Origin of the sequence: Mycobacterium sp. 852002-53434_SCH5985345 (assembly GCF_001667155.1) — a bacterium.
Lineage (GTDB): Bacteria > Actinomycetota > Actinomycetes > Mycobacteriales > Mycobacteriaceae > Mycobacterium.
This window is the reverse complement of the sequence record NZ_LZIE01000047.1, coordinates 1-21,009: the sequence shown is the minus strand read 5'-3', so window position 1 is coordinate 21,009 and position 21,009 is coordinate 1. Positions and strand designations below refer to the sequence as shown.

General features: G+C 68.0%; 19 protein-coding genes and 1 pseudogene. 11 read left to right on the top strand and 9 right to left on the bottom strand.

What is annotated here, in order from left to right; all coding sequences use genetic code 11:
- Window positions 1-7 precede the first annotated feature (7 nt).
- Window positions 8-682, top strand: a complete 675-nt coding sequence (locus A5756_RS10510) for a YoaK family protein (protein ID WP_066951856.1) — start codon at window positions 8-10, stop codon at window positions 680-682.
- Here the strand turns inward: A5756_RS10510 and A5756_RS10505 are convergent.
- The 4 genes from A5756_RS10505 to A5756_RS10490 form a co-directional block, all read right to left on the bottom strand.
- Complete coding sequence (locus tag A5756_RS10505) at window positions 675-1,781, bottom strand: phosphodiester glycosidase family protein (RefSeq protein ID WP_156659422.1); 1,107 nt, start codon at window positions 1,779-1,781, stop codon at window positions 675-677. The two genes, A5756_RS10510 and A5756_RS10505, sit on opposite strands and share 8 nt — an antisense overlap.
- Window positions 1,782-1,860: 79 nt before the next feature.
- A complete protein-coding gene (locus A5756_RS10500) occupies window positions 1,861-3,243 on the bottom strand; it encodes a YhgE/Pip domain-containing protein (protein ID WP_066951851.1) in 1,383 nt (460 codons plus the stop codon).
- A 34-nt stretch (window positions 3,244-3,277) separates the two neighbouring features.
- Entirely contained in the window at window positions 3,278-4,003 is a 726-nt protein-coding gene (locus A5756_RS10495) for a pirin-like bicupin family protein (protein ID WP_066951848.1), read from the bottom strand.
- A 25-nt stretch (window positions 4,004-4,028) separates the two neighbouring features.
- Window positions 4,029-4,853: a MarR family transcriptional regulator gene (locus A5756_RS10490; RefSeq protein WP_066951893.1), complete on the bottom strand. Its 825-nt coding sequence runs from the start codon at window positions 4,851-4,853 to the stop codon at window positions 4,029-4,031.
- 108 nt (window positions 4,854-4,961) lie between these two features.
- On the opposite strand from A5756_RS10490, the gene A5756_RS10485 reads away from it, so the two are divergent.
- Window positions 4,962-6,095, top strand: coding sequence for a dihydrodipicolinate reductase (locus A5756_RS10485; RefSeq protein WP_082960016.1), 1,134 nt, complete (start codon window positions 4,962-4,964; stop codon window positions 6,093-6,095).
- Here A5756_RS10485 and A5756_RS10480 read toward each other — a convergent pair.
- A complete protein-coding gene (locus A5756_RS10480; protein ID WP_066951846.1) occupies window positions 6,092-7,501 on the bottom strand; it encodes an alpha/beta hydrolase domain-containing protein in 1,410 nt (469 codons plus the stop codon). The two genes, A5756_RS10485 and A5756_RS10480, sit on opposite strands and share 4 nt — an antisense overlap.
- Window positions 7,498-8,626, bottom strand: a pseudogene (locus A5756_RS10475) (sigma-70 family RNA polymerase sigma factor). Before A5756_RS10475 ends, A5756_RS10480 begins: the two are co-directional and overlap by 4 nt.
- Here A5756_RS10475 and A5756_RS10470 point away from each other — a divergent pair.
- From A5756_RS10470 to A5756_RS10455, 4 genes are all read left to right on the top strand, one after another.
- Window positions 8,565-9,413, top strand: a complete 849-nt coding sequence (locus A5756_RS10470) for an alpha/beta hydrolase (RefSeq protein WP_156659420.1) — start codon at window positions 8,565-8,567, stop codon at window positions 9,411-9,413. The pseudogene A5756_RS10475 and the gene A5756_RS10470 sit on opposite strands and share 62 nt — an antisense overlap.
- A 123-nt stretch (window positions 9,414-9,536) precedes the next feature.
- Window positions 9,537-10,286: a DUF2786 domain-containing protein gene (locus A5756_RS10465; RefSeq protein ID WP_066951842.1), complete on the top strand. Its 750-nt coding sequence runs from the start codon at window positions 9,537-9,539 to the stop codon at window positions 10,284-10,286.
- Window positions 10,283-10,795 carry a TIGR04338 family metallohydrolase gene (locus tag A5756_RS10460; protein ID WP_066951841.1) on the top strand — a complete coding sequence of 171 codons (513 nt, stop codon included), beginning with the start codon at window positions 10,283-10,285 and terminating at the stop codon, window positions 10,793-10,795. The genes A5756_RS10465 and A5756_RS10460 overlap by 4 nt, the downstream gene beginning before the upstream one ends.
- A gap of 50 nt (window positions 10,796-10,845) precedes the next feature.
- Window positions 10,846-12,921: a beta-glucosidase gene (locus tag A5756_RS10455; protein WP_066951885.1), complete on the top strand. Its 2,076-nt coding sequence runs from the start codon at window positions 10,846-10,848 to the stop codon at window positions 12,919-12,921.
- Window positions 12,922-13,029: 108 nt separating this feature from the next.
- Here A5756_RS10455 and mymT read toward each other — a convergent pair whose 3' ends face one another.
- Window positions 13,030-13,176 carry a metallothionein MymT gene (gene mymT, locus A5756_RS25440; protein WP_073877879.1) on the bottom strand — a complete coding sequence of 49 codons (147 nt, stop codon included), beginning with the start codon at window positions 13,174-13,176 and terminating at the stop codon, window positions 13,030-13,032.
- Between the two features lie 569 nt (window positions 13,177-13,745).
- Here mymT and A5756_RS10450 point away from each other — a divergent pair.
- Window positions 13,746-14,807 (top strand): LOG family protein, encoded by a 1,062-nt coding sequence (locus A5756_RS10450; RefSeq protein ID WP_066951839.1) that lies wholly within the window; start codon window positions 13,746-13,748, stop codon window positions 14,805-14,807.
- Between the two features lie 49 nt (window positions 14,808-14,856).
- Window positions 14,857-15,513, top strand: a complete 657-nt coding sequence (locus A5756_RS10445) for an O-methyltransferase (protein ID WP_066951838.1) — start codon at window positions 14,857-14,859, stop codon at window positions 15,511-15,513.
- A 6-nt stretch (window positions 15,514-15,519) separates the two neighbouring features.
- Here the strand turns inward: A5756_RS10445 and A5756_RS10440 are convergent, their stop codons facing one another.
- Entirely contained in the window at window positions 15,520-16,503 is a 984-nt protein-coding gene (locus A5756_RS10440) for a nitronate monooxygenase family protein (RefSeq protein WP_066951835.1), read from the bottom strand.
- Between the two features lie 162 nt (window positions 16,504-16,665).
- Between A5756_RS10440 and A5756_RS10435 the strand changes: the two genes are divergently transcribed.
- On the top strand, window positions 16,666-17,106 hold the full coding sequence (locus A5756_RS10435) for an SPW repeat protein (protein WP_066951833.1): 441 nt from the start codon (window positions 16,666-16,668) through the stop codon (window positions 17,104-17,106).
- A gap of 33 nt (window positions 17,107-17,139) precedes the next feature.
- Here the strand turns inward: A5756_RS10435 and ilvD are convergent, their stop codons facing one another.
- Entirely contained in the window at window positions 17,140-18,855 is a 1,716-nt protein-coding gene (gene ilvD / locus A5756_RS10430) for a dihydroxy-acid dehydratase (protein WP_066951832.1), read from the bottom strand.
- A gap of 113 nt (window positions 18,856-18,968) precedes the next feature.
- On the opposite strand from ilvD, the gene A5756_RS10425 reads away from it, so the two are divergent.
- Together A5756_RS10425 and A5756_RS10420 are read left to right on the top strand one after the other, a co-directional pair.
- Window positions 18,969-19,259, top strand: coding sequence for a metal-sensitive transcriptional regulator (locus A5756_RS10425; RefSeq protein ID WP_066951830.1), 291 nt, complete (start codon window positions 18,969-18,971; stop codon window positions 19,257-19,259).
- A 134-nt stretch (window positions 19,260-19,393) separates the two neighbouring features.
- Window positions 19,394-20,626, top strand: coding sequence for an MFS transporter (locus A5756_RS10420; RefSeq protein ID WP_066951828.1), 1,233 nt, complete (start codon window positions 19,394-19,396; stop codon window positions 20,624-20,626).
- The last annotated feature ends 383 nt before the right edge of the window (window positions 20,627-21,009 follow it).

Sequence of the window (21,009 nt, the reverse complement as noted above, 5' to 3'; positions counted from 1 at the left end):
ACGACCCATGGCCGTTACCTCGCCGGTGTCGGAGCGATCGACCGTCGCGGCGTTGTTGCTGTTGACCTTCGCCACCGGCCTGGCGGACTCGATCAGTATCCTGGTGCTCGGCCACGTGTTCGTCGCCAACATGACGGGAAACGTTATCTTCCTGGGTTTTTGGCTGGCGCCCAGGACGAGCATCGACCTGACGGCGGTCGTGGTGGCGCTGCCCACCTTCGTGTGCACCACGATCCTCAGCGGCCGGATTTCCCGGCTTTTCGCCGACCGGACGCGGCAATGGATCACCACCGTATTGTCAATGGAGATAACCCTTTTGCTGGTCCTGGCGATCCTGGCCGGCACCGGGATCCTGCGATATCACGACAACACCAAGCTGATCATGATCGGCATCCTCGCGGTCACGTTCGGTCTGCAGCACTCGAGCGCCCGCCAGTTCGGCATCCAGGAACTGTCCACCACGGTGCTGACGTCGACGATCGTCAGCCTCGGTCTGGACAGCCGCCTGGCCGGCGGCACGGGCGATCGGCAAACGTTGCGTCTCGGCGTCGTGTTGACGATGTGTGCCGGTGCGTTCCTGGGGGCGACGATGTCACGATTCGTCGTCGCGCCGGTGTTCGCCGTCACGGCGGCGGTGGTGGCGGCCAGCCTCTTGATATTCCGCTTCGGCCGGGCTAGTTGAAGGCCAGCCAGCTGGGCAGCGCCCGCTCGTGCGAATCGCAGAGCACCTGCCGGGTGTCGCAGGAGCCCCGCGGCGAGCCCGCACCGGCCCACATGCCGCCGGTGTCGCGGCGCAACACGATGGCCGACGACCCGCCCCCGTCGAGCAGCACGGCGTTGTCGCTGCCCAGCCCGCGGAACAGGTCTTGCATGTTGTCCGGCGTGTAGCTGCCGCCCTCGAAGACGTACATCTCGTCCTTCTGCCGCGAGTACGCCAAAGCCGTTCGCGCGGCGCTCGGTCCGCCGTCGCGCAGCTGCCCGGTCTCGCCGGGCGCCAACAGCCCGATGCCGGATACCGCCACGAACCGCTCGTTCTTGTTCAGCAGATCCTGGACCACCGGAGTCGCGGAATCGTAGTCGCTCTTGGTTTTGGGCCACACCACGTACGGCGCACCGCCGGACGGCAGGATCATCGTCGTCAGGGCGCTCCAGTTTTCGCCACCGCCGGACAGGCCCTGCTTGCCGGGGTAGGCGAGGGTGCCGGTGACGGCCTGGTTGGCCCGGCCCTGCCCGTGGGTGTTGTCCACGAAGGCGCCCAGCGGTGAGCTGCAGCCGGTCTGGCGCCACGAGCCGGCCTTCTGCCCGCGCACGTCGAAGAAGTTCGCGTTGATCGCGATCGTCGGTTGACCCATCCGCTGCCACGCCTGCAGTGGCGCATAGAGTTCCGATGCCTGCCAGAGCCCCTCTCCGGTGCGGGCCCCGGGATTGTTCTCGCAGCGGGCCTGATCGCCCTGATGGGTGTCGACCAGCAGGTGGGGCGAGAGCCGTCCCGCCGCGTTCTTGATGATCATCAGGTGGCCGCCGTTGTTCATCTCATACCAACTGCCGCCGGCGTTGAGCATCGGCGCGGGATGGCCGGGGCCGAAGTTATAGACCAGGTAGGAACCCTTGGTGGTGTTGATGGCGTTCGCCAGCAGATCGCGGCCGTCAGCGGCGTGCGCGACCGGCAGTCCCGTGCACGCCAGGGCGACCCACGCGACCGCGGCGGTGCAGCCGGAAACCAGCCGGCGCAAGCCCGCGCGTCGGGTCAGCACGATCGCCCTTTCCGCCGTGGTCTCGATGCAACATCAACATCATCAGTCACATCCGTAACACTGTCAATCTAAGTAACGGGCGGATGACGCTTGGGCAGCGTTCGAATTACGTTTCCCCGCTTGAGCTTTCGCGCTCAGTGGCGATCGTCCGCTCGTGCTTCCCCTGGCGCGCCTGGTGTTGGGCCTGGTGCTCCATGGCGATCGCCGTCTCGACCGCCCCGGGGATCCGGTGATACCCCTTGCGGTCGTACAGGTGGGTGATGACGCCGCCGAGCAGCAGGCCGATCGCGAGGCCGATTGCGGTCATGATCAACGCCTGCGATATCCCGGTATCCGCATGGCCCTTGAAGTACAGCAGCGACCGAGCGCCCAGGAAAACCTGATGCATGGGCTCGAATTCGGCCAGCCAGCGGAAGAAGGGCGGCGTCGCCTCCAGCGGGACCGTGGCGCCGGCCGACGGCAACCCGAGGATCACGAAGATCAGCATGCTGACCAGCAGGCCGCCCGTGCCCAGCACCGAGAGCAGCGAGCTGGAGGTGATGCCCACCGCGGCGATCGCGAACACCCCGTAGGCCCAGAGTTGCCAGCCGAGATCGATGGGCATTCCGAGCCCGTGGGCGATGGCCACGTAAACGGCCGAGGTGAGCAGCCCCAGCAGCAGCATGATCGCCCACTTGAGCAGCAGGGTCTGGAAGCGCGAAATTCTGACCTGCTCGGCGAAGCGATACACCGGGCCGAATTCGGCTGGTACGTAACCGAGTAACGCATCGACGAGGGTGCTGACCACGATGCTGCCGGTGAACCCCGCGAGCAGCAGCAAGAGCGCGTAATAGAAGGCCGACAGCCCGTTGCCGGTGCCGTTGGGCAGCGGGTTGTACACAGTCGACTCGATCTCGATCGGAGTGGAAAGGCCCTCTTCGGCGGCCCCGGCGAGCGGGGCGCCGCCCGTCTGCGCCTTGACCTGAGCCAGAAGTCGTTCGCCCACTTCGCCATTGGCCACGCCCATCGCCATGTTCAGGGTCTGGCCGGCGATGCTGGCGCCGAGCGTGCCGGCCCGCGGATTGGTCGAAATCGTGATCACGGGCCGTTCCGCAGGACCGGGAAGCAGCGCACTCGTCCCCAGGTCCCGCAGCTTCGACGAGAAGCTCGGCGGTATCAGCACCGAACCGTATACGTGACCCGTCTCCAGTTGATGCCTGGCCGTGTCACGGGGGAGCACGCGGACGTCGAACTTGTTCTTGTCCAGGCCGTTCACCAAGCGCCCGGTCAACTCCGCGCCGCCCGGCCCGGCATCCTCGTTCACCACGGCGATGGGGAAGTGCCGCAGGTTGGTCATCGGGTTCAAGATGCCGCCCAGGTATAGCGCGCACAACGCCGACATCAGGGCCAGCGTGATGACCAGCGGCGCCGCCCAGAAGCGTACGGTCCGGACCGCCTTGATGTTCCGGTTGGGGTTCGGCGCCGCGTGTTGCGATCGCGTTTGAGACATGCCGGCTCCTGTCTGTCACGCCCACTCTATGGGCTCAGTCGCCGAGCTTCGCGTGCATCTCCCAGACCAATAGCTCCGATGGCTCGTTCGCCGTCACTCGCCGGCCGGCATCGTCGGCGAACCGAACGGCGTCACCCTCCTGCAGGTCGCCCACGCCTTCGCAGGTGAGTGCGCCCCGGGCCGTGTATAGGTGCAGGTAGGGCGCTTTGGGAAGGGTCACCTGGTCGCCGGTCCGCAACCGCCCGGCGTGCAGCGCGGCATTGCGGTTGTGCAGGGCGATCGCACCGCCTTGCCCCGGGATGCCGGAGGCGATCGTCACGAGTGTGCCGTCCAACAGCTTCGCGTCGATCTCGTGCTGTTGATAGCCCGGGGCGATGCCGGCCTCGTCGGGCACCACCCACATCTGAACGAAATGCACTGGCTCCGTGGACGATTTGTTCTTCTCCGAATGCAGGATTCCACTGCCCGCCGACATGCGCTGGGCCAGACCAGGATAGATGACGCCGCGGTTGCCGATGGAATCCTGATGTGCCAGTTCACCCCGCAAGACCCAGGTCACGATCTCCATGTCCCGGTGCGGATGCGTGTCGAATCCGGTTCCGGGCGCGACGATGTCGTCGTTGTTCACCAGGAGTAGTCCGTGGTGCGTGTTGTCCGGGTCGTAGTGGTCGCCGAACGAGAACGAGTGCCGGGAGGTCAGCCAGGGCGTGGTGGTGACGGCCCGCGCATCCGCGCGACGAACTTCCGCGTGGGCTGCCATGCCGTCAGCCTAATCGGCGGCGCGGTCAGGCCACCGTCGCGGTGAGCAGTCCTTGGGCATGCCGGAGGGCGGCGTCGAGCTCGGGCAGGGTCAGCGTGGCGGGGCGGCCCAAGTGGATCTCGATCTGGTACTCGGGCTGGGCGTCCGGCCCGAAAATCGGCAGGACCACGAATTCAGCTGCCCCCAAGTCGCTTTCGAGGGTGTCGGTGACCGATTGCAGCGTCACCATCGTCATCAGGGTGGTGAGCTGACGGGTGACCCGGGCCGTCGGCTCCAGGGACGCGAGCACGTCCGCCAGCCGGTTGTGCAGCGACTGATGGGTGTCGTCGAAGCGCCACGCGCCGTAGCCACGCGCGCGGATAGCGGCGAGCACCCGCTGGTGTTCCGTGATTTCAGACCGGGTCAGCCGCGGTAGCACTCGTTGCAGCCAGGCGTTGACCAACTCCTCCTCGCGCCAGGCCATCGCCACCAGGCCGAACGGCGGGTCGATGGGGAAGCGCTGGCCGACGGCCTGTCCGCCGTCGGTGCCATGGCCGACCGCGTCGACGGTGGTCAGGTGGCGGCCGCCGATTCTCGACATCGAGCAGCCCGCGCGGAGCGTCTCGTGCAGGAATCGCAGCGCCGCGCGGCCGCGGTCCAGCAACGGAAACTGCTCGCGCAGGCCGTGCACCAGCCCGAACAGGCCGCTGCCGAGCACATACCGCCGATCTTCGCGACGGGCCACCCAGGCTCGCCCCTCCAGCTCGGCCAGCACCAGGGCGCAGGTGGAGGTGCTTATCGCGCAGCGCTTCGCCAGCTCGGCCGACGCCAGCCCGCGCGGGGAATCCGCAAGCGCGGCAAGGACATCCATCACGCGGCCGGTGGGCGGCGATTTGGCGGTTGACGTACCGATGCACACCTCCCTACGATCCGTCCAAAATACAAGGATAACCGTCCTGATATTAGGAGATATTCCGTCATGATCAAGGTGGCAGTGTGGGGGCCGGGTTCCATGGGGGTGATCGCGCTGCGCGGCGTGATCGACCACCCGGAGTTGCAGCTTGTCGACCTTGTCGTGCACAGCGATGCCAAGGCGGGCCGCGACGCGGGCGAGCTGTGCGGGTCCGGGCCGGTCGGGGTGGTGGCCACCCAGGACCCGGCGGCGCTGCTCGCCGGCGAGGCCGACGCGGTGGTGTACGCCGCCGGCGCCAACCTGCGACCGCTGGACGCCGTCGGGGACATGGTCTCGATCCTGCGGGCCGGCAAGAACGTGGTGTCCTGTTCGGTGGTGCCGCTGGTTTTCCCCGACGGGGTTGACGCCGCTTTCACCGACCCGCTGCGGCAGGCCGCGCACGACGGCGGTGCGTCGTTCTTCACCACCGGCATCGACTCCGGGTTCGCCAATGACGTTCTGCCGCTGGTGCTTACCGGGGTTTCGAGGTCGATCGATTCGGTGCGGGTGACGGAGATGTTCAACTACGCCACCTATCCGGACCGGGCGGCGGTGTACGAGATCCTCGGGTTCGGCAAGCCGCCGGAGTACCAGGCGTTTGCGGCCCAGCCCGGGATGTTCGCCTTCGGCTGGGGGCCCGTTCTGCACCAGCTCGCCGCCGGCCTGGGGGTCAAGATCGACAACATCGAGGAAGGCAACGAACGTATTCCCGCCACCGAGTCCTTCGACACGCCCACCGGCCACATCGCCGCCGGGACCATCGCGGCCATGCGCTCCACGTTGACCGGATACGTCGGCGGCAAGCCAACTTTCATCCTCGACCATGTGACCCGGATGCGTGACGACGTCGCGCCGGACTGGCCGCAGCCCAACATCTCCATCCCGCCGAAGGACCTCGGCTACGGGGCCGCCTCCGGGCGCGGCCTGTATCGGGTGGAGATCGAGGGATCCCCAAGCATGCGGTGCGAATTCGAGATGGCCGAAGACCACGACCATGACCTGGGTGCGCGCATCGCCGGCGCCTCGCGGATGGTCAACGCCATCCCCGCGGTGTGCGCGGCCCCACCCGGGCTGCTTTCGGCGCTGGACCTGCCCCTGATCACCGGGGCCGGCTTGGTCCGCCCGGTGGCGGGACCGCCGCCGGACAGCCGCCTGTTCTAGGGCCGGTCGCCCGGATAGGTGGCGGCGGCGAGTTCGAGGATCTCGGCCCGGTCCGCCGCCAGGATGAACCCGCTGCTGATCGACGCATCGAGGGCCGCGGTGAAGCGTTCCAGGTATTGCGTCATCCCCCCTGGGTAGAGGCGGCGCAACGTGTCGGCGTCGAAGAGTTCGCCGGAGCCGAAGAGCCCGGCCATGATGCCCTCGTCGCCACCGAGCCCGGAGGTTCGCGCGACCGGCACGTCCACCCACGGCGTTCTGACGCCGCCCTGCGCCAGGCCGTTGGCATCCGGAACGGGTTGCGGTCCATAGGCATCGTGCACCTGCATGGGCGCCGCGGTGGGCGCCGGCGCACCGGTGCCCACCCATGTGTTCAGCGCGGCGACCGCCGCCTGTGCCACGTAGTGGTGCTGTGGGGCGAAGTTGATGTTGTGCGAAAAGCGTTGTCCCAAAAGCACGTTGGTCGGCGCGTAGGCGGCGACGAGGTGCGTGAGCGGTACCGAACCGCTATCGATAGGCGCCACCTGGATGGTGTAGTTGTCGGCGTGCGCGGCGCCGGGAATCTCCCAGACCCGCAGCCATTGGTTCTCAGGCTGTCTGGCGAAGAAATAGCCCTCCCGTGCGCCACCGAAGAGATCGGTCTCGGTGATGATCGTCAGCAACGGCACCCGCAGGTTCGGGCGGAATGCGACCGCTTGGGGCGCACCGGTTTCGTCGAAGATGGAGGTTCCGTCGAGCGGTGCGGCGGGGCCGAACCTCGAATGGACGAAGAAGCCGTCGTACGTCGCGGCCAGTGGGTCGACCGCGTTGACGTAGGTGGTGAGAAACATCGCCGACTGGGACTCGCCCAACGCAATGATGTGCCGGGCCCGCAGATCACCCAAAACCCCTGTGCCGCTGGGGCTTTTGATCAGCCCGCCGATCTGAGAAAAGATGTCGTAGGAGAAGGCGTCACCCGGGTGGCGCAGGGGCGCATAGCGCGTCGGGTCCTGGCTCTTCAGCGACATGTCGACCCCGAGCAGACTCGCGCCACCGTCGATCCCGACCCGCTGGGCCGAGACGGCGACGTACGCGTAGCCCGCGCGAATGATCTCCCGGTGCGCCATCATCCACACCGCGGGCGCGTCGATGCCGCCGCTCACGTTGAGCCATTCGACCAGCACCGTCCCGTTGAACCGTGCGGGATCCGCGGGTGTCAACACCACCATGCGGGTGGTGTAATCCGCTGTCGCGGAGGGTGTTACGCTCCACCGGCCGTCGGGCTCCAGAGCCGCCGCGGGGGCATACGAGGTGGCCGTCCCGGACACGAAGAACTCCTCGGTGCGGTAGCCCACGTCGGCGAGGTCGAAAGCGCCCAACAGCAGCAGGGGCCGCCCGGGTGCGGGTGTGATGTCGAGCGGGCCGGTCATAGCGAATCGGGCAGCCCGAACTTCGCGAACAGCTTCTCGTCGAGGAACGCGACCACATGTGACACCCGGTCGCCGCGCACGTCCAGCACGTGCAACTGGAAGGGGACGTGCCGGTCCCCGGCCCGCATGTACATCGCGGCGCCGGGCTGGCCGTTGGCGACCAGCGGCAGGAGTCGCATGTCGCCGGGGGACTCGGCGGGGCATTGCTGATGAATGAGGGTGACGATGTCCCGCGCACCCTGGTACCAGCCGGTGTAGGGCGGCATCTCCCAGATCGCCTCGGCGGTGAACAGCTCCACCAGGCGGTCGATGTCGTAGCTCTCGAAGGCGGCGATGTAGCGGTCCAACAGGTCCTGCGTCTCGGCCGAATCCGGTGCCGCCAACCGGTCGTCGGCGCTGGGTCCGACGGCGTCCAGCTGGGAGCGGGCCCGCTGCAGCAGGCTGTTGACGGCGATCGTGGTGGTACCGATGGCCTCGGCCACCTCGGCGGCCTTCCACTGCAGCACGTCGCGCAGCAGCAGCACTGCTCGCTGCCGGGGTGAAAGGTGTTGCAGCGCGGCGACAAACGCCAACCGCACCGACTCGCGCGACCCGACGATGACCGACGGGTCGGCCGGGTCATTCGTCGGATCCGGAAGCGGCTCGAGCCAGGGCACCTCGCGGCGCTCCTGCAGCTCGGCGGTCGGGTCGGCGCTGGGCGCGCCCAGGCCGGTCGGCAAGGGCCGGCGTTGCCGGCCCTCCAGCGCGCTCAGGCAGGTGTTGGTGGCGATGCGATGCAGCCACGTCCGCACCGAGGACTTGCCTTCGAAGCTGTCGTAGGCCCGCCACGCCCGCAGCAGCGTTTCCTGAACCAGATCCTCCGCGTCGTGCAACGACCCGGTCATCCGGTAGCAGTGGGCGAGCAGCTCACGACGGTACGGTTCGGCATGCGCCGAGAAGTCCCCGTCGACCGTCGGGACGAATTCGGAGTCGGCGGTGTTTTGCGCGAGCAGCCCCACGATGGGAGAGCCTACGGCAGTGTCTGGCGCGGCGACCTGCGGCGGGAGCCATTACGCTGCCCGTAATGACTAGGACCGTGGTGAACCGCGACGAACGGAACTTCGACGGATTCGGCGGCGTGCGCATCGTCTACGACGTCTGGACACCCGACATCGCGCCGCGGGCGGTGGTCGTCCTGTCGCATGGTCTCGGCGAGTATGCCCGGCGTTACGATCACGTCGCTCAGCGTTTCGGTGCGGCGGGCCTGGTCACGTACGCGCTGGACCACCGCGGGCACGGCCGCTCGGGCGGCAAGCGGGTGCTGGTGCGGGACATCTCCGAGTACACCGCGGACTTCGACAGCCTGGTCCGGATCGCCACCCGCGAGCATCCCGGGCTCAAGTGCATCGTGCTCGGGCACAGCATGGGCGGCGCCATCGTGTTCGCCTACGGCGTCGAACGCCCCGACAATTACGACCTGATGGTGCTGTCCGGGCCGGCGGTGGCGGCGCAGGATCAGGTCTCGCCGCTGATGGTGCTGGCTGCCCGGGTACTCGGCGCCCTGGTGCCCGGCCTGCCGGTGCAGGAGCTCGACGTCGACGCCATCTCCCGGGATCCCGCGGTGGTGAAGGCATACAAGAACGATCCACTGGTGTACCACGGCAAGGTCCCGGCCGGCATCGGTCGGGCCCTGTTGCAGGTCGGCGAGACGATGCCGGAGCGCGCGCCGGCGCTGACCGCGCCGCTGCTGGTGGTGCACGGATCCGACGACCGTCTGATCGCCGTCGCTGGCAGCCGGCGACTGGTCGAGTGCGTGGGCTCCACCGACGTGCAATTGAAGGTTTACCCGGGGCTTTACCACGAGGTCTTCAACGAGCCGGAGCGTGACCAGGTGCTTGGCGACGTGGTCTCGTGGATCACCGCCCGGCTCTGAGCCGAATGTGTCGGATCGCTCCCGTAGTTTGGCGCATATGACGCGCGCCGGCGACGATGCAGAACGAAGTGATGCGGTGGGGGTGCCCCCGGCCGCGAAGCGGCGAGCGGGAGAGCGGCGCATATGACCGACGACAAAATGCTGGCCCGCATCGCCGCACTGTTGCGTCAGGCCGAAGGCACCGACAACCCACACGAGGCGGACGCCTTCATGAGCGCCGCGCAGCGGTTGGCGACGGCGGCCTCGATCGACTTGGCGGTGGCGCGTTCGCACGCCGCCAATCGCTCGCCCGCCCAGGCGCCGACCCAGCGCACCATCACCATCGGAAACGCGGGCACCAAGGGGTTGCGGACGTATGTGCAGCTGTTCGTGTTGATCGCCCTGGCCAACGACGTGCGCTGTGATGTGGCATCGAATTCGACGTTCGTTTACGCCTACGGGTTCGCCGAGGACATCGACGCTACCCACGCGTTGTACGCCAGCCTGGTCGTCCAGATGGTGCGGGCGTCGGACGCCTACCTCGCGTCGGGCGCGCACCGGCCCACGCCGACCATCACCGCGCGGCTGAACTTCCAGCTGGCCTTCGGGGCGCGGGTGGGCCAGCGCTTGGCGGAGGCGCGCGACGAGGCCCGGCGCGAGGCCACCAAGGACCGCAGGCGCCCACCGGGCACCGCTATTGCTCTGCGGGACAAGGATGTCGAGCTACATGACTACTACCGGAGCGCATCGAAGGCGCGCGGCACCTATCAGGTGAGCCGGGCGACGTCCGGTTATTCCTCGGCGGCGCGGCGCGCCGGCGACCGCGCCGGTCGGCGGGCGCGGCTGGGCAACAGCCCCGAACTGCCCGGAGCGCGCGCCCCGCTGGGCCGGTGAGCCCGGCGCGGTCCGGCAAGCGGGACTCCCAGCGAGCCAAGGTGTACGCGGCCGAGGAGTTCGTCCGGACGCTGTTCGATCGTGCCGCCGAACACGGGTCGCGCACCGTGGACTTCTTCGGCGCGCAGCTCACGCTACCGCCGGAGGGACGATTCGGCTCGGTCTCCGCTGCCCAGCGCTATGTTGACCAGGTGCTTGCGTTGCCGGCGGTGCGCCGGCGGTGGCCCTCCGCCCCGCCGCTTCGGGTGCGTCCGCGACAGGCCGCCACCGCGGCCCACTACGAATTTCGTGATGGCGCAGGCATTATCGCGGTCCCCGACCGCGACACCGCCGACTGGGCGCTGCGCGAGCTGGTGGTGCTCCACGAAGTCGCGCACCACCTGTGCCAGGCCGAGCCGCCCCACGGCCCGGAGTTCGTCGCGACGTTCTGGGAGCTGGCGGAGCTGGTGATGGGGCCGGAACTCGGGCACGTGCTGCGCGTCGTGTACGCGAAAGAGGGTGTGCGGTGAGCTCGTTCGGCGGCGACGCGGATGCCCGGGCGCGCGAGGTCGAAGCCCGGATGACCGACGACGAGCGATTCGCGTTGCTGGTCGGGGTGATGGGTGCCGGTGAAATGTGGCCCGTTCGCGACGAGCGCATCCCGCCGGATGTTCCGATGAGCGCCGCCTACGTCCCCGGCGTTCCGCGGCTCGGCGTGCCGGCTTTGCTGATGAGCGATGCCGGGCTGGGTGTGACCAATCCGGGCTATCGCCCGGGCGACACGGCCACCGCGCTGCCCGCCGGGCTGGCGCTGGCCGCCGGCTTCGACCCGGCACTCGCCCGCGCCGCGGGTGAGGTGATCGGCCGGGAGGCCCGCGGCCGCGGGTTCAACGTGCAACTCGCCGGCGCCATGAACCTCGCGCGCGACCCGCGCAACGGACGCAACTTCGAATACCTTTCCGAGGACCCGCTTTTGACCGCGGCCATCGCCGCGGAGTCGATCGACGGCATCCAGCGGCAAGGTGTGATCTCGACCGTCAAGCACTTCTCGCTGAACTGCAACGAGACCAATCGGCACTTCTTGGACGCGGTCATCAACCCCGACGCGCATCGCGAATCCGACCTGCTGGCCTTCGAGATGGCCATCGAGCGCGCGCGGCCCGGTGCCGTGATGGCCGCCTACAACAAGGTCAACGGAACATACGCCGCCGCCAACGAAATCCTGATCAACGGGGTGCTGAAAGATGCCTGGGGATACCGGGGCTGGGTCATGTCCGACTGGGGGGCGACGCCGTCCTGGGAGTGCGCGCCGGCCGGGCTGGACCAAGAGTGCGGGGCGCAGATCGACGCGCTGCTGTGGCAGTCGGAGACATTCGGTGCGCCGCTGCGGGCCGCCCACGCCGACGGCAGGCTGACCCACGAACGCCTCTCGGACATGGTCCGGCGGATCCTGCGGTCGATGTTCGCGGTCGGCGTCGACCGGCCCGAAGCCGCGCCCGCGCCGGACATGGCCGCGCACAACGAGATCGCGTTGCAGATCGCCCGGCAGGGAATCGTGCTGTTGACCAACCGCGGGCTGCTCCCCCTGGCGCCGGAATCGACCGCCCGGATCGCCGTCATCGGCGGATATGCCCACGCCGGGGTGCCCGCCGGCTACGGGTCGAGCACCGTCGTCCCGCCGGGTGGTTACGCGGCCGTCATCCCGATCGGCGGCTCGGGGCTGGAGGCCGGGCTGCGCAAGCTGCACCTGCTGCCGTCCAGCCCGCTGGACGAGCTGCGAAAGCAATTCCCCAGCGCCGAAATCGAGTTCGACCCCGGCGCCAGTCCCGCCGAGGCCGTCTTCGCGGCGCGGCGCGCCGACATCGCCATCGTGTTCGCGATCCGCGCCGAAGGGGAGGGCTTCGACATCGCCGACCTGTCGCTGCCCTGGGGACAGGACGCGTTGATCTCCGCCGTGGCGGCCGCCAACCCCAACACCGTCGTGGTGCTCGAAACCGGCAACCCGGCGGACATGCCCTGGCGGGACTCGGTCCAGGCCATCGTGCAGGCCTGGTACCCGGGGCAGTCCGGCGGGCGGGCCATCGCGGAAGTCCTTGCCGGCCAGGTCAATCCGTCGGGCCGCCTGCCGATCACCTTCCCGGTCGACCTGCGTCAGACGCCGCGCCCCGAGCTGCCCGGCCTTGGCCTGCCATGGGGGGAGCCGAGCACGATCGACTACGTGGAGGGATCGGATGTCGGCTACCGCTGGTTCGCCACCACCGGTGAGGCCCCGATGTTCGCCTTCGGTCATGGGTTGTCGTACACCGACTTTGCGTACCGCGATCTGGCGGTAACCGGAGGGGACACGGTGACCGCAAGCTTCAGCGTCGTCAACACCGGCGACCGCGCCGGCGCCGACGTCCCGCAGCTGTATCTGACCGCCGACCCGGACCGAGAATGCTTGCGGTTGCTGGGATTTGAACGGGTCGAGCTCGAGCCGGGCGCCACCCGCCGCGTCACGATCGAGGCCGACCCGCGCCTGCTCGCCCGCTACGACGGCAGCGTGGGACGCTGGCGCATCAGGGCGGGCGGCTATCTGGTCGCGGTCAGCGCGTCGGCGGTCGCGCCGCGGCTGGCGGCGGCGGTGCAGCTCGCCGGTCGTACGTTCGGGCGCTGATTCCCGGCCGCATCGAGTGTGCGTTCACGACTTTGACTGTGCGCTCAGGGTTTGGTTTCCCCGGCGCGTCGCCGCCCTGGACGCACACTCGACGCGGGCCTCAGCGGATTACTTGACCGGGGTCAGCTCGTCGCCACAGGTGCAGCGGTACGGCTCGCCCGAACCTGAGCAGTGGCAGGGAACCTCGATGCGAACGCGGCACCCGCAGCCCTCGTGGCCACAGGTCAGTTCGGTGCCTGCTTCGTAATTTGCCATTTCACTCACCCATTCCTTTGTCGTGGACTCCTACGGCTGTGATCGAACACATCGTCACTATATACCCCCCACGGGTATCCGGGGAAGGGGCGCGAGGAAGTTCCGGTGTTCAACGCACTCTGAAGCAATCTGCTGTATCTGAATGCGTCGTATCGGGTCTGAGCGTGAGAGTCCTCGGCCGTCGTCGATTGGCCGCTCGCGCAGGGCTGTCTGGTCCCGCGCAAGCCGCAGAGACGCCGGCGGCTTCCGGGCGTCGACGAAGTCACTTCAGCTTCGCCCAAATCGCAGCATGGTTTGACGCTTGATGTACCGGGGCGGTCGTGTCATAGATCGGCCATGGATCCTTGGCGCTCCTTGTGCACCTGCCACTACATCGGTGACGTGGGATGGGCGACACGCGTTATTCGGCGGTTACACTACAGCTCATGTCTCTAGCGATGAGCGGTCCCATCCGTTGGGTAAGAGAAGAGCTCCCGGCGTGCGCAACCGAGATATGTTGCAGTACAACGCCGTTGTGACATTATGAACTCTCCCGAGAAGCCCTCGTACAAAACACAATAGGGATAGTCATGGCCAAGCAACCTATTGACGTGCCATTCCAGCCCATTCGGTACGAGCTCTATACGTCGATGGAGTTGATGGCCGGCTATGACATCACCAAACCCGACAGCATGGCTTCGACGCTGGACTTCCGCTCCTATCGCTATTTCATAGCCAACGGCGGTGCTGCACATACGGATCCCTACGCAGGCATGATCGAGGCGCTCCACGACAACTCGATAATGCAAGCCATGACACGACTACTCGAAGCCGTTGACAGGCCGACCGTCGCCATTATGGGCGGACATGACGCATCTCGGGACGCCCCGAACTATGCTCACGTAGTTGAGATTTCACGCCGGCTCACCAACAGCGGTTGCTTCGTTGCCAGTGGTGGCGGACCCGGCGCGATGGAGGCAACACATCTGGGAGCGTTGTTCGCACCTGCGAGTGACGACCAGGTTACGCACGCGCTGCAACAATTGCGGTCAGTTCCTGAGCTTCCCGCCAGCGCAAAAGTGGTCGGCGCCAGTGGTGAGATCGACATGGCCATCGTGCGCGAACTACACGCGTGGGCTAGGCCGGCATTCGAGCTCGCTGAAGCGCAAATCGGCAACGGCGGGCAGAGCCTGGCGGTACCAACCTGGTACTACGGAAACGAGCCGATCACTCCGTTCGCGACATCGGTTGCCAAGTACTTTCAGAACAGCATTCGCGAGGACGTACTCCTGTCGCTGGCCGCCAACGGCATCATCTACACACCAGGAACGGCGGGCACCCTGCAGGAAGTCTTTCAGGATGCGCGGCAGAATTACTATCTGACCCATCCAGAGCAGTTCGCCCCGATGGTCTTCTTCGGTGAGGATTATTGGACGAATGTCCTGCCGGTTCGTCCCGTCCTGCAAGCCTTATTCGTCAACAAGATGGGAATGTCGTTGAGCGATTTCGACCGGTTGGTCGCGATCGTCGACACGGTGGACGACGCCGTCGACACGCTGTTGGGACACGCACCGTCGAAAGCCAAGACGGCCCATCGCATGGAGGCGCTGGGATTCGGGCCAATGATGACCTTGGCACGCCAACCCAGATAAGGCAGGAGCGATCGACGGTGCGAGGGTGCGCTCGGGCTAGCGTTGGCTGATGATTGAGAAACCGACCCCGCAAGACGTCGACGCTTTTCTGGACAACACCGTGGTTGGCGACGATCCGGCCCTGAGCGCGGCGGTGGAAGCCAGCGACGCCGCCGGGCTACCGCAGATCGCCGTGTCGGCCCAGCAGGGCAAGTTTCTGAGCCTGTTGGCCGGGGCTATCCAGGCACACCGCATCCTCGAGCTCGGCACGCTGGGCGGCTTCAGCACCATCTGGCTGGCCCGCGGTGCCGGCCCGCAGGGCCGGGTGGTGACGCTGGAATACGAGCCCAGGCACGCCGAGGTCGCACGGGCCAACCTGGAGCGGGCGGGGCTCGCCGACCGGGTGGAGGTGATCGTGGGCGCCGCGCTGGACACGCTGCCGACATTGAACGGTGACCCGTTCGATCTGGTGTTCATCGACGCCGACAAAGAGAACTATGTCGCGTACCTTCAGTGGGCTGTCCGGCTAACCCGTCCCGGCGGACTCATTGTGGCGGACAACGTCGTTCGAGAAGGGCAGGTCCTGGAACCGCAGGACAACGCCCAGGCGCGGGCCGTGCGCGAGACGTTGGAGCTGATGGGTGAGCACCCGCGACTCGACACGGCGGTGATCCAAACGGTGGGAGCCAAGCGCTGGGATGGCTTCGCGCTCGCGTTGGTGCGCTAGCGTCGATCAGCGCGGGCTGAGGTCGGCGACCGCCTGGGCGGCGGAGGTGAGTTCGCCGATGCGCAGCGCGGTTTCACCGGCGTACAGCGCCGCCCGGTCCACCCACGCATCGGGCATCTCGGCGAGCGGTGCGAGCGGCGTGAACAGCGGGCGGCCCGCCGACTGCAGGCGCATCAATGCGCCGGCGTCGAAGTAGCCCAGCGCGGCCATCGAGCGGCTCGCCGCGTTGATGGACGCCGGCAAAGTCTTCGCCCAGCCGTCGTCGCGGCACCAGCGCCGCGTCGCGGCGTTGGGCACGACGCGATGCCGCAGCGGCCAGCTCAGGCCGAACAAGTTCGTTTCGATCGTCTTGTCCGCCTGGGCTACTCGCCGCTGATACTCCCGGTTGGCGTTGGCCTCGTGCGTCATCAGGAATCGCGTTCCGGCGACAACGCCGCTGGCGCCCGCCGCCAGGGCGGCCCGGCTGTCGGCGCCGGTGGCGATACCGCCCGCGAGAAACACCGGGCGAGTGCCGGCCGCGGCCAGCGCCTGCGGCAGGAACTGCAGTGCCGGCATGGTGCCGACGAGGTGGCCACCGGCCTCGCGGCCCTGGGCGATCAAACCGTCGGCGCCCCAACCGATAGCGGTGCTTGCCTGTGCCGCGGTACCGACCATCACGAAGACGAAGATGCCGGCATCGCGAAGGTGCTGCACGAGTCCCCGCTTTTCACCGAACGCCAGCACGACGGCGTCAACACCGGCATCGACGCAGACCGCGACGTGCGAGCGATGCACGAAGGGCATCAACAAGTTCACCGCGATAGCGCGGCCCGGCGCCCCCTGGCGCACCTGATCGATGGCCGCCCGGAGCTGGCGCGGGGTGGCCAGGCCCAGGGTGCCGAGGCCGCCCGCCTGGGCGACCGCGGCCGCCAGCGCCCCGCCCGCCAGGCCACCGCCCATGCCCGCCTGCGCGACCGGAACATCCAGGCGCAGCCGGTCCACGATGTCCATGTCCTACGACGCTACGCGGGCGGTCAATCCCGCTTATGGCGGGCTTGATTTCGTTGCTGGCGCACCGCGATCGAGCGTAATCTTGACGGCAGATGGATGGGTGCAGACAGCCCACAGTGCTTGTCACACAACGGGCTTGCTGCATAACAGAAAGGTCACAAAATGAGTACAGTCCATTCATCAATCGATCACCACCCGGATTTGTTGGCTCTGCGCGCGAGCTATGACCGCGTCGCTGAGTCGATGAGTGCGCACGTCACCTTCGGACTGGCGTTGCTGACCGGCCTGTACGTGGCCGCGTCACCGTGGATGGTGGGTTTCAGCGCGACGGGATCGCTCGCCACGTCCAACCTGGTTGCCGGAATCGCGGCGGCGTTCTTGGCGTACGGGTTCGCCACGGCGCTCGACCGAGCCCACGGCATGACTTGGACGATGCCGGTGCTCGGCGTGTGGGCCATCGTCTCGCTGTGGATTCTGCCGGACGTCGCGCTTACCGCCGGCATGATGTGGTCGAACATCGTTGCCGGTGCGTTGCTGACGCTGCTGGGCCTCAACGCCACGTACTTCGGCAGGCGCACGCGCGAGGCGGCGACCCGCGCATAATTCCAAACCCGTTGAGCGAAGCGGCGATCGGACCTAACCGCAGACCGCGCCGATGGCCGCGGAGCTCACCAGCTTGACGTACTTGGCCAGTACGCCGGTCTGGTAGCGCGGCGGGGGAGGGGTGAAACCCTCTCGCCGGGAATCGAATTCGGCCGGATCGACGAGGACGTCGAGGACCTGGTTGGCAACGTCCAGGCGGATCGGATCGCCGTCGCGCAGGAAGGCGATGGGCCCGGCGTCGACCGCCTCGGGGGCGATGTGGCCCACGCACAGGCCGGTCGTCCCGCCGGAGAAGCGGCCGTCGGTCAGCAGCAGCACGTCCTTACCCAGTCCGGCGCCCTTGATCGCGCCGGTGATCGCGAGCATTTCCCGCATCCCGGGCCCACCCTTGGGGCCCTCGTAGCGGATCACCACGGCGTCGCCCTTGGTGATCGTCCCGTCCTCGAGGGCGTCCAGCGCGGCGCGCTCGCCGTCGAAAACCCTTGCCGTGCCCTCGAACACCTGCGAGTCGAAACCGGCCGACTTGACCACCGCGCCCTCGGGCGCCAGCGACCCGCGCAGGATCGTGATGCCGCCGGTCGGATGGATGGGATTGTCCAGGGCCCGCAGCACCTTGCCGTCCGGGTCGGGCGGGTCGATCGCGGCCAGGTTCTCGGCAAGGGTCCGGCCCGTCACCGTCAGGCAGTCCCCATGCAGCAGACCGGCGTCCAGCAGCGCCTTCATCGCCACCGGCACACCGCCGATCTGGTCGACGTGCGACATGACGTGGCGGCCGAACGGTTTGACGTCGGCCAGGTGCGGAACCTTGGAACCGATCCGGCTGAAGTCGTCGAGCGACAGCTCGACGTCGGCCTCGTGCGCGATCGCCAGCAGGTGCAGCACGGCGTTGGTCGACCCGCCGAATGCCATCACCACCGCGATGGCGTTTTCGAAGGCCTCCTTGGTGAGGATGTCGCGGGCGGTGATGCCGCGACGCAACAACTCCACGACGGCCTGGCCGCTGCGGCGGGCGAACCCGTCGCGGCGGTAATCGGTGGCCGGCGGCGCCGCGCTGCCGGGCAGCGACATGCCGAGGGCCTCCGCGGCGCTGGCCATCGTGTTGGCGGTGTACATGCCGCCGCACGCGCCCTCGCTGGGACAGATCGCGCGCTCGATCGCATCGACGTCCTCCCGGGACATCAAGCCGCGGGCGCACGCGCCCACGGCCTCGAACGCGTCGATGATGGTGACCTCGCGTTCCGTGCCGTCGGACAGCTTCGCTCGTCCGGGCAGGATGGAGCCCGCATACAGGAACACCGCCGCCAGATCCAGGCGCGCGGCGGCCATCAGCATCCCGGGCAGCGACTTGTCGCAGCCGGCCAGGAGCACCGACCCGTCGAGGCGCTCGGCCTGCATCACGGTCTCGACGCTGTCCGCGATCACCTCGCGCGACACCAGCGAGAAGTGCATCCCCTCGTGGCCCATCGAGATGCCGTCGGAAACCGAGATCGTCCCGAACTCGAGCGGGTAGCCGCCGGCCGCGAACACGCCTTCCTTGACCGCCTTGGCGAGCCGGTCAAGCGAGAGGTTGCACGGGGTGATCTCGTTCCACGACGACGCCACCCCGATCTGCGGCTTGGCGAAGTCCTCGTCACCCATGCCGACCGCCCGCAGCATGCCGCGGGCGGCGGCCTTCTCCAGGCCGTCGGTTACGTCACGACTGCGCGGTTTGATGTCGGTGACTCCAGTCGCATCGCGTGTTGTGGCCATCCTGCAAGTATGCGTGAACTGGCCGGACGGCAAATCCGCGGGTCATACCCGGGCGGGGTATAAAGTGGGTTCGTGGCGCCGACGGGCGCGAAGTGGCAGAGGTGAGGCAGGCGATGACGAACGCGCACGGATATTCGCAGCAGAAGGACAACTACGCCAAGCGGCTGCGGCGCATCGAGGGTCAGGTGCGAGGCATCGCCCGGATGATCGAGGAAGACAAGTACTGCATCGACGTCCTCACCCAGATCAGCGCCGTGAACAGCGCGCTGCGTTCCGTCGCACTGAACCTGCTTGACGAGCACCTCAACCACTGCGTCACCCGGGCCGTGGCCGAGGGCGGCGACGATGCGGATCACAAGCTCGCCGAAGCCTCCGCCGCCATCGCGCGCCTGGTTCGTTCCTGATTGGTGATCGAGTTGAGACCCGAACTCCGGCCCTGACAAGGGGGGAGCCGTAGTTGCGGTCCGTACGCTAAGGCAGTGTGATCGCATTAGGCGCGACAACCCAGGACCTGGGTAGCCCGGCCGATACCGACGCCATGACTGCCGAACCCAATGCTGCCGCGCGAACGTGGACCCCACGGATCGCCGCCCAACTCGTTGTGCTGGCCGCGGCGGCGTTCATCTATGTCACTGCCGAAATCCTGCCCGTCGGCGCGTTGCCGGCCATCGCCCGCAACCTGCACGTCAGCCTGGTGCTGGTGGGCACCCTGCTGTCGTGGTACGCCCTGGTGGCGGCCCTGACGACGATCCCGCTGGTGCGCTGGACCGCGCACCTGCCGCGGCGCCGGGTGCTGGTGCTCAGCCTGACCTGCCTGACCGTCTCCCAGGTGATCTCCGCGCTGGCGCCCACCTTCGCGGTGCTGGCCGCCGGTCGCGTGCTCTGCGCCGTCACCCACGGCCTGCTCTGGTCGGTCATCGCGCCGATCGCGACCCGGCTGGTGCCGCCCAGCCACGCCGGCCGCGCGACGATGTCGATCTACATCGGGACCAGCCTCGCGCTGGTCGTCGGGAGCCCGCTGACCGCGGCCATGAGCCTGATGTGGGGTTGGCGCCTGGCGGTCGTGTGCGTGACCGTGGCCGCCGCCATCGTCACGGTGGCCGCCCGAGTGATGCTGCCGGAGATGGTGCTGACCGCGGACCAGCTCAAGTGCGTGGGGCCCCGGGCCCGCCACCACCGCAACCGCCGGCTGATCATCGTCAGCATCATCACCATGGTCGGCGTGACCGGGCATTTCGTCTCGTACACCTACATCGTGGAGATCATCCGCGAAGTTGTCGGCGTGCGCGGGCCCAACCTCGCGTGGGTGCTGGCCGCCTATGGCGCCGCCGGGGTGGTCGCCGTGGGCCTGGTGGCGCGGCCGCTCGACCGGCGGCCCAAAGGGGCGATCATCGGCTGCATGACCGGCTTGACGGCCGCGTTCGTCGTGCTGACCGCGCTGGCGCTGGGCGGGCGGCCCGCCGCGGCGGCAGCCCTGATCGGGACCGCCGCGATCGTGCTGTGGGGGGCGATGGCGACCGCCGTGTCGCCGATGATGCAGTCCGCGGCGATGCGCAGTGGGGCCGACGATCCCGACGGGGCGTCGGGCCTGTACGTGACGGCGTTTCAGGTGGGCATCATGGCGGGCGCGCTGGCCGGCGGCCTGCTGTACGAGCGCAGCATTGTCCTGATGCTGGTCGCCTCGGCCGGTTTGATGGCCGCCGCGCTGGTCGGTGCGGCGGCCAACCGCCACGCACTCGACGTTGCGCCGACAAGCTCACGCGATTCATAGCTGGCCAGCTCAACGGCGCAAATGCGGTCGGAACGGGGCGCCGGGCACCCCGGAATACGTTAGCTGGAGTGCGCCCTATGCCACACTGTGTCAGGAACTCGAGCGTGGAGGGATGCATATGTCGGGCTGGACGCGAGGGAGGCTTTGGGCCGCCCTGAACGCAGCCGGATTGGCTTCGGTCATGGGTTTGGCACTGGTCTTGAGCGCCGCTCCGGCGCTGGCGGATCCGGACCCGGCCCCCGGTGATCCGGGCGTGGTGGCGGGCCCACCCGGCCCTGTCTCTTATAAACATCTACGACCCCAACAGACTCGACGTCATCTCGTATTCCGTCTTCTGCTTGAAAAAGGATCAGGGGGGGGGGGGGGGGGGGGGGGGGGGGGGG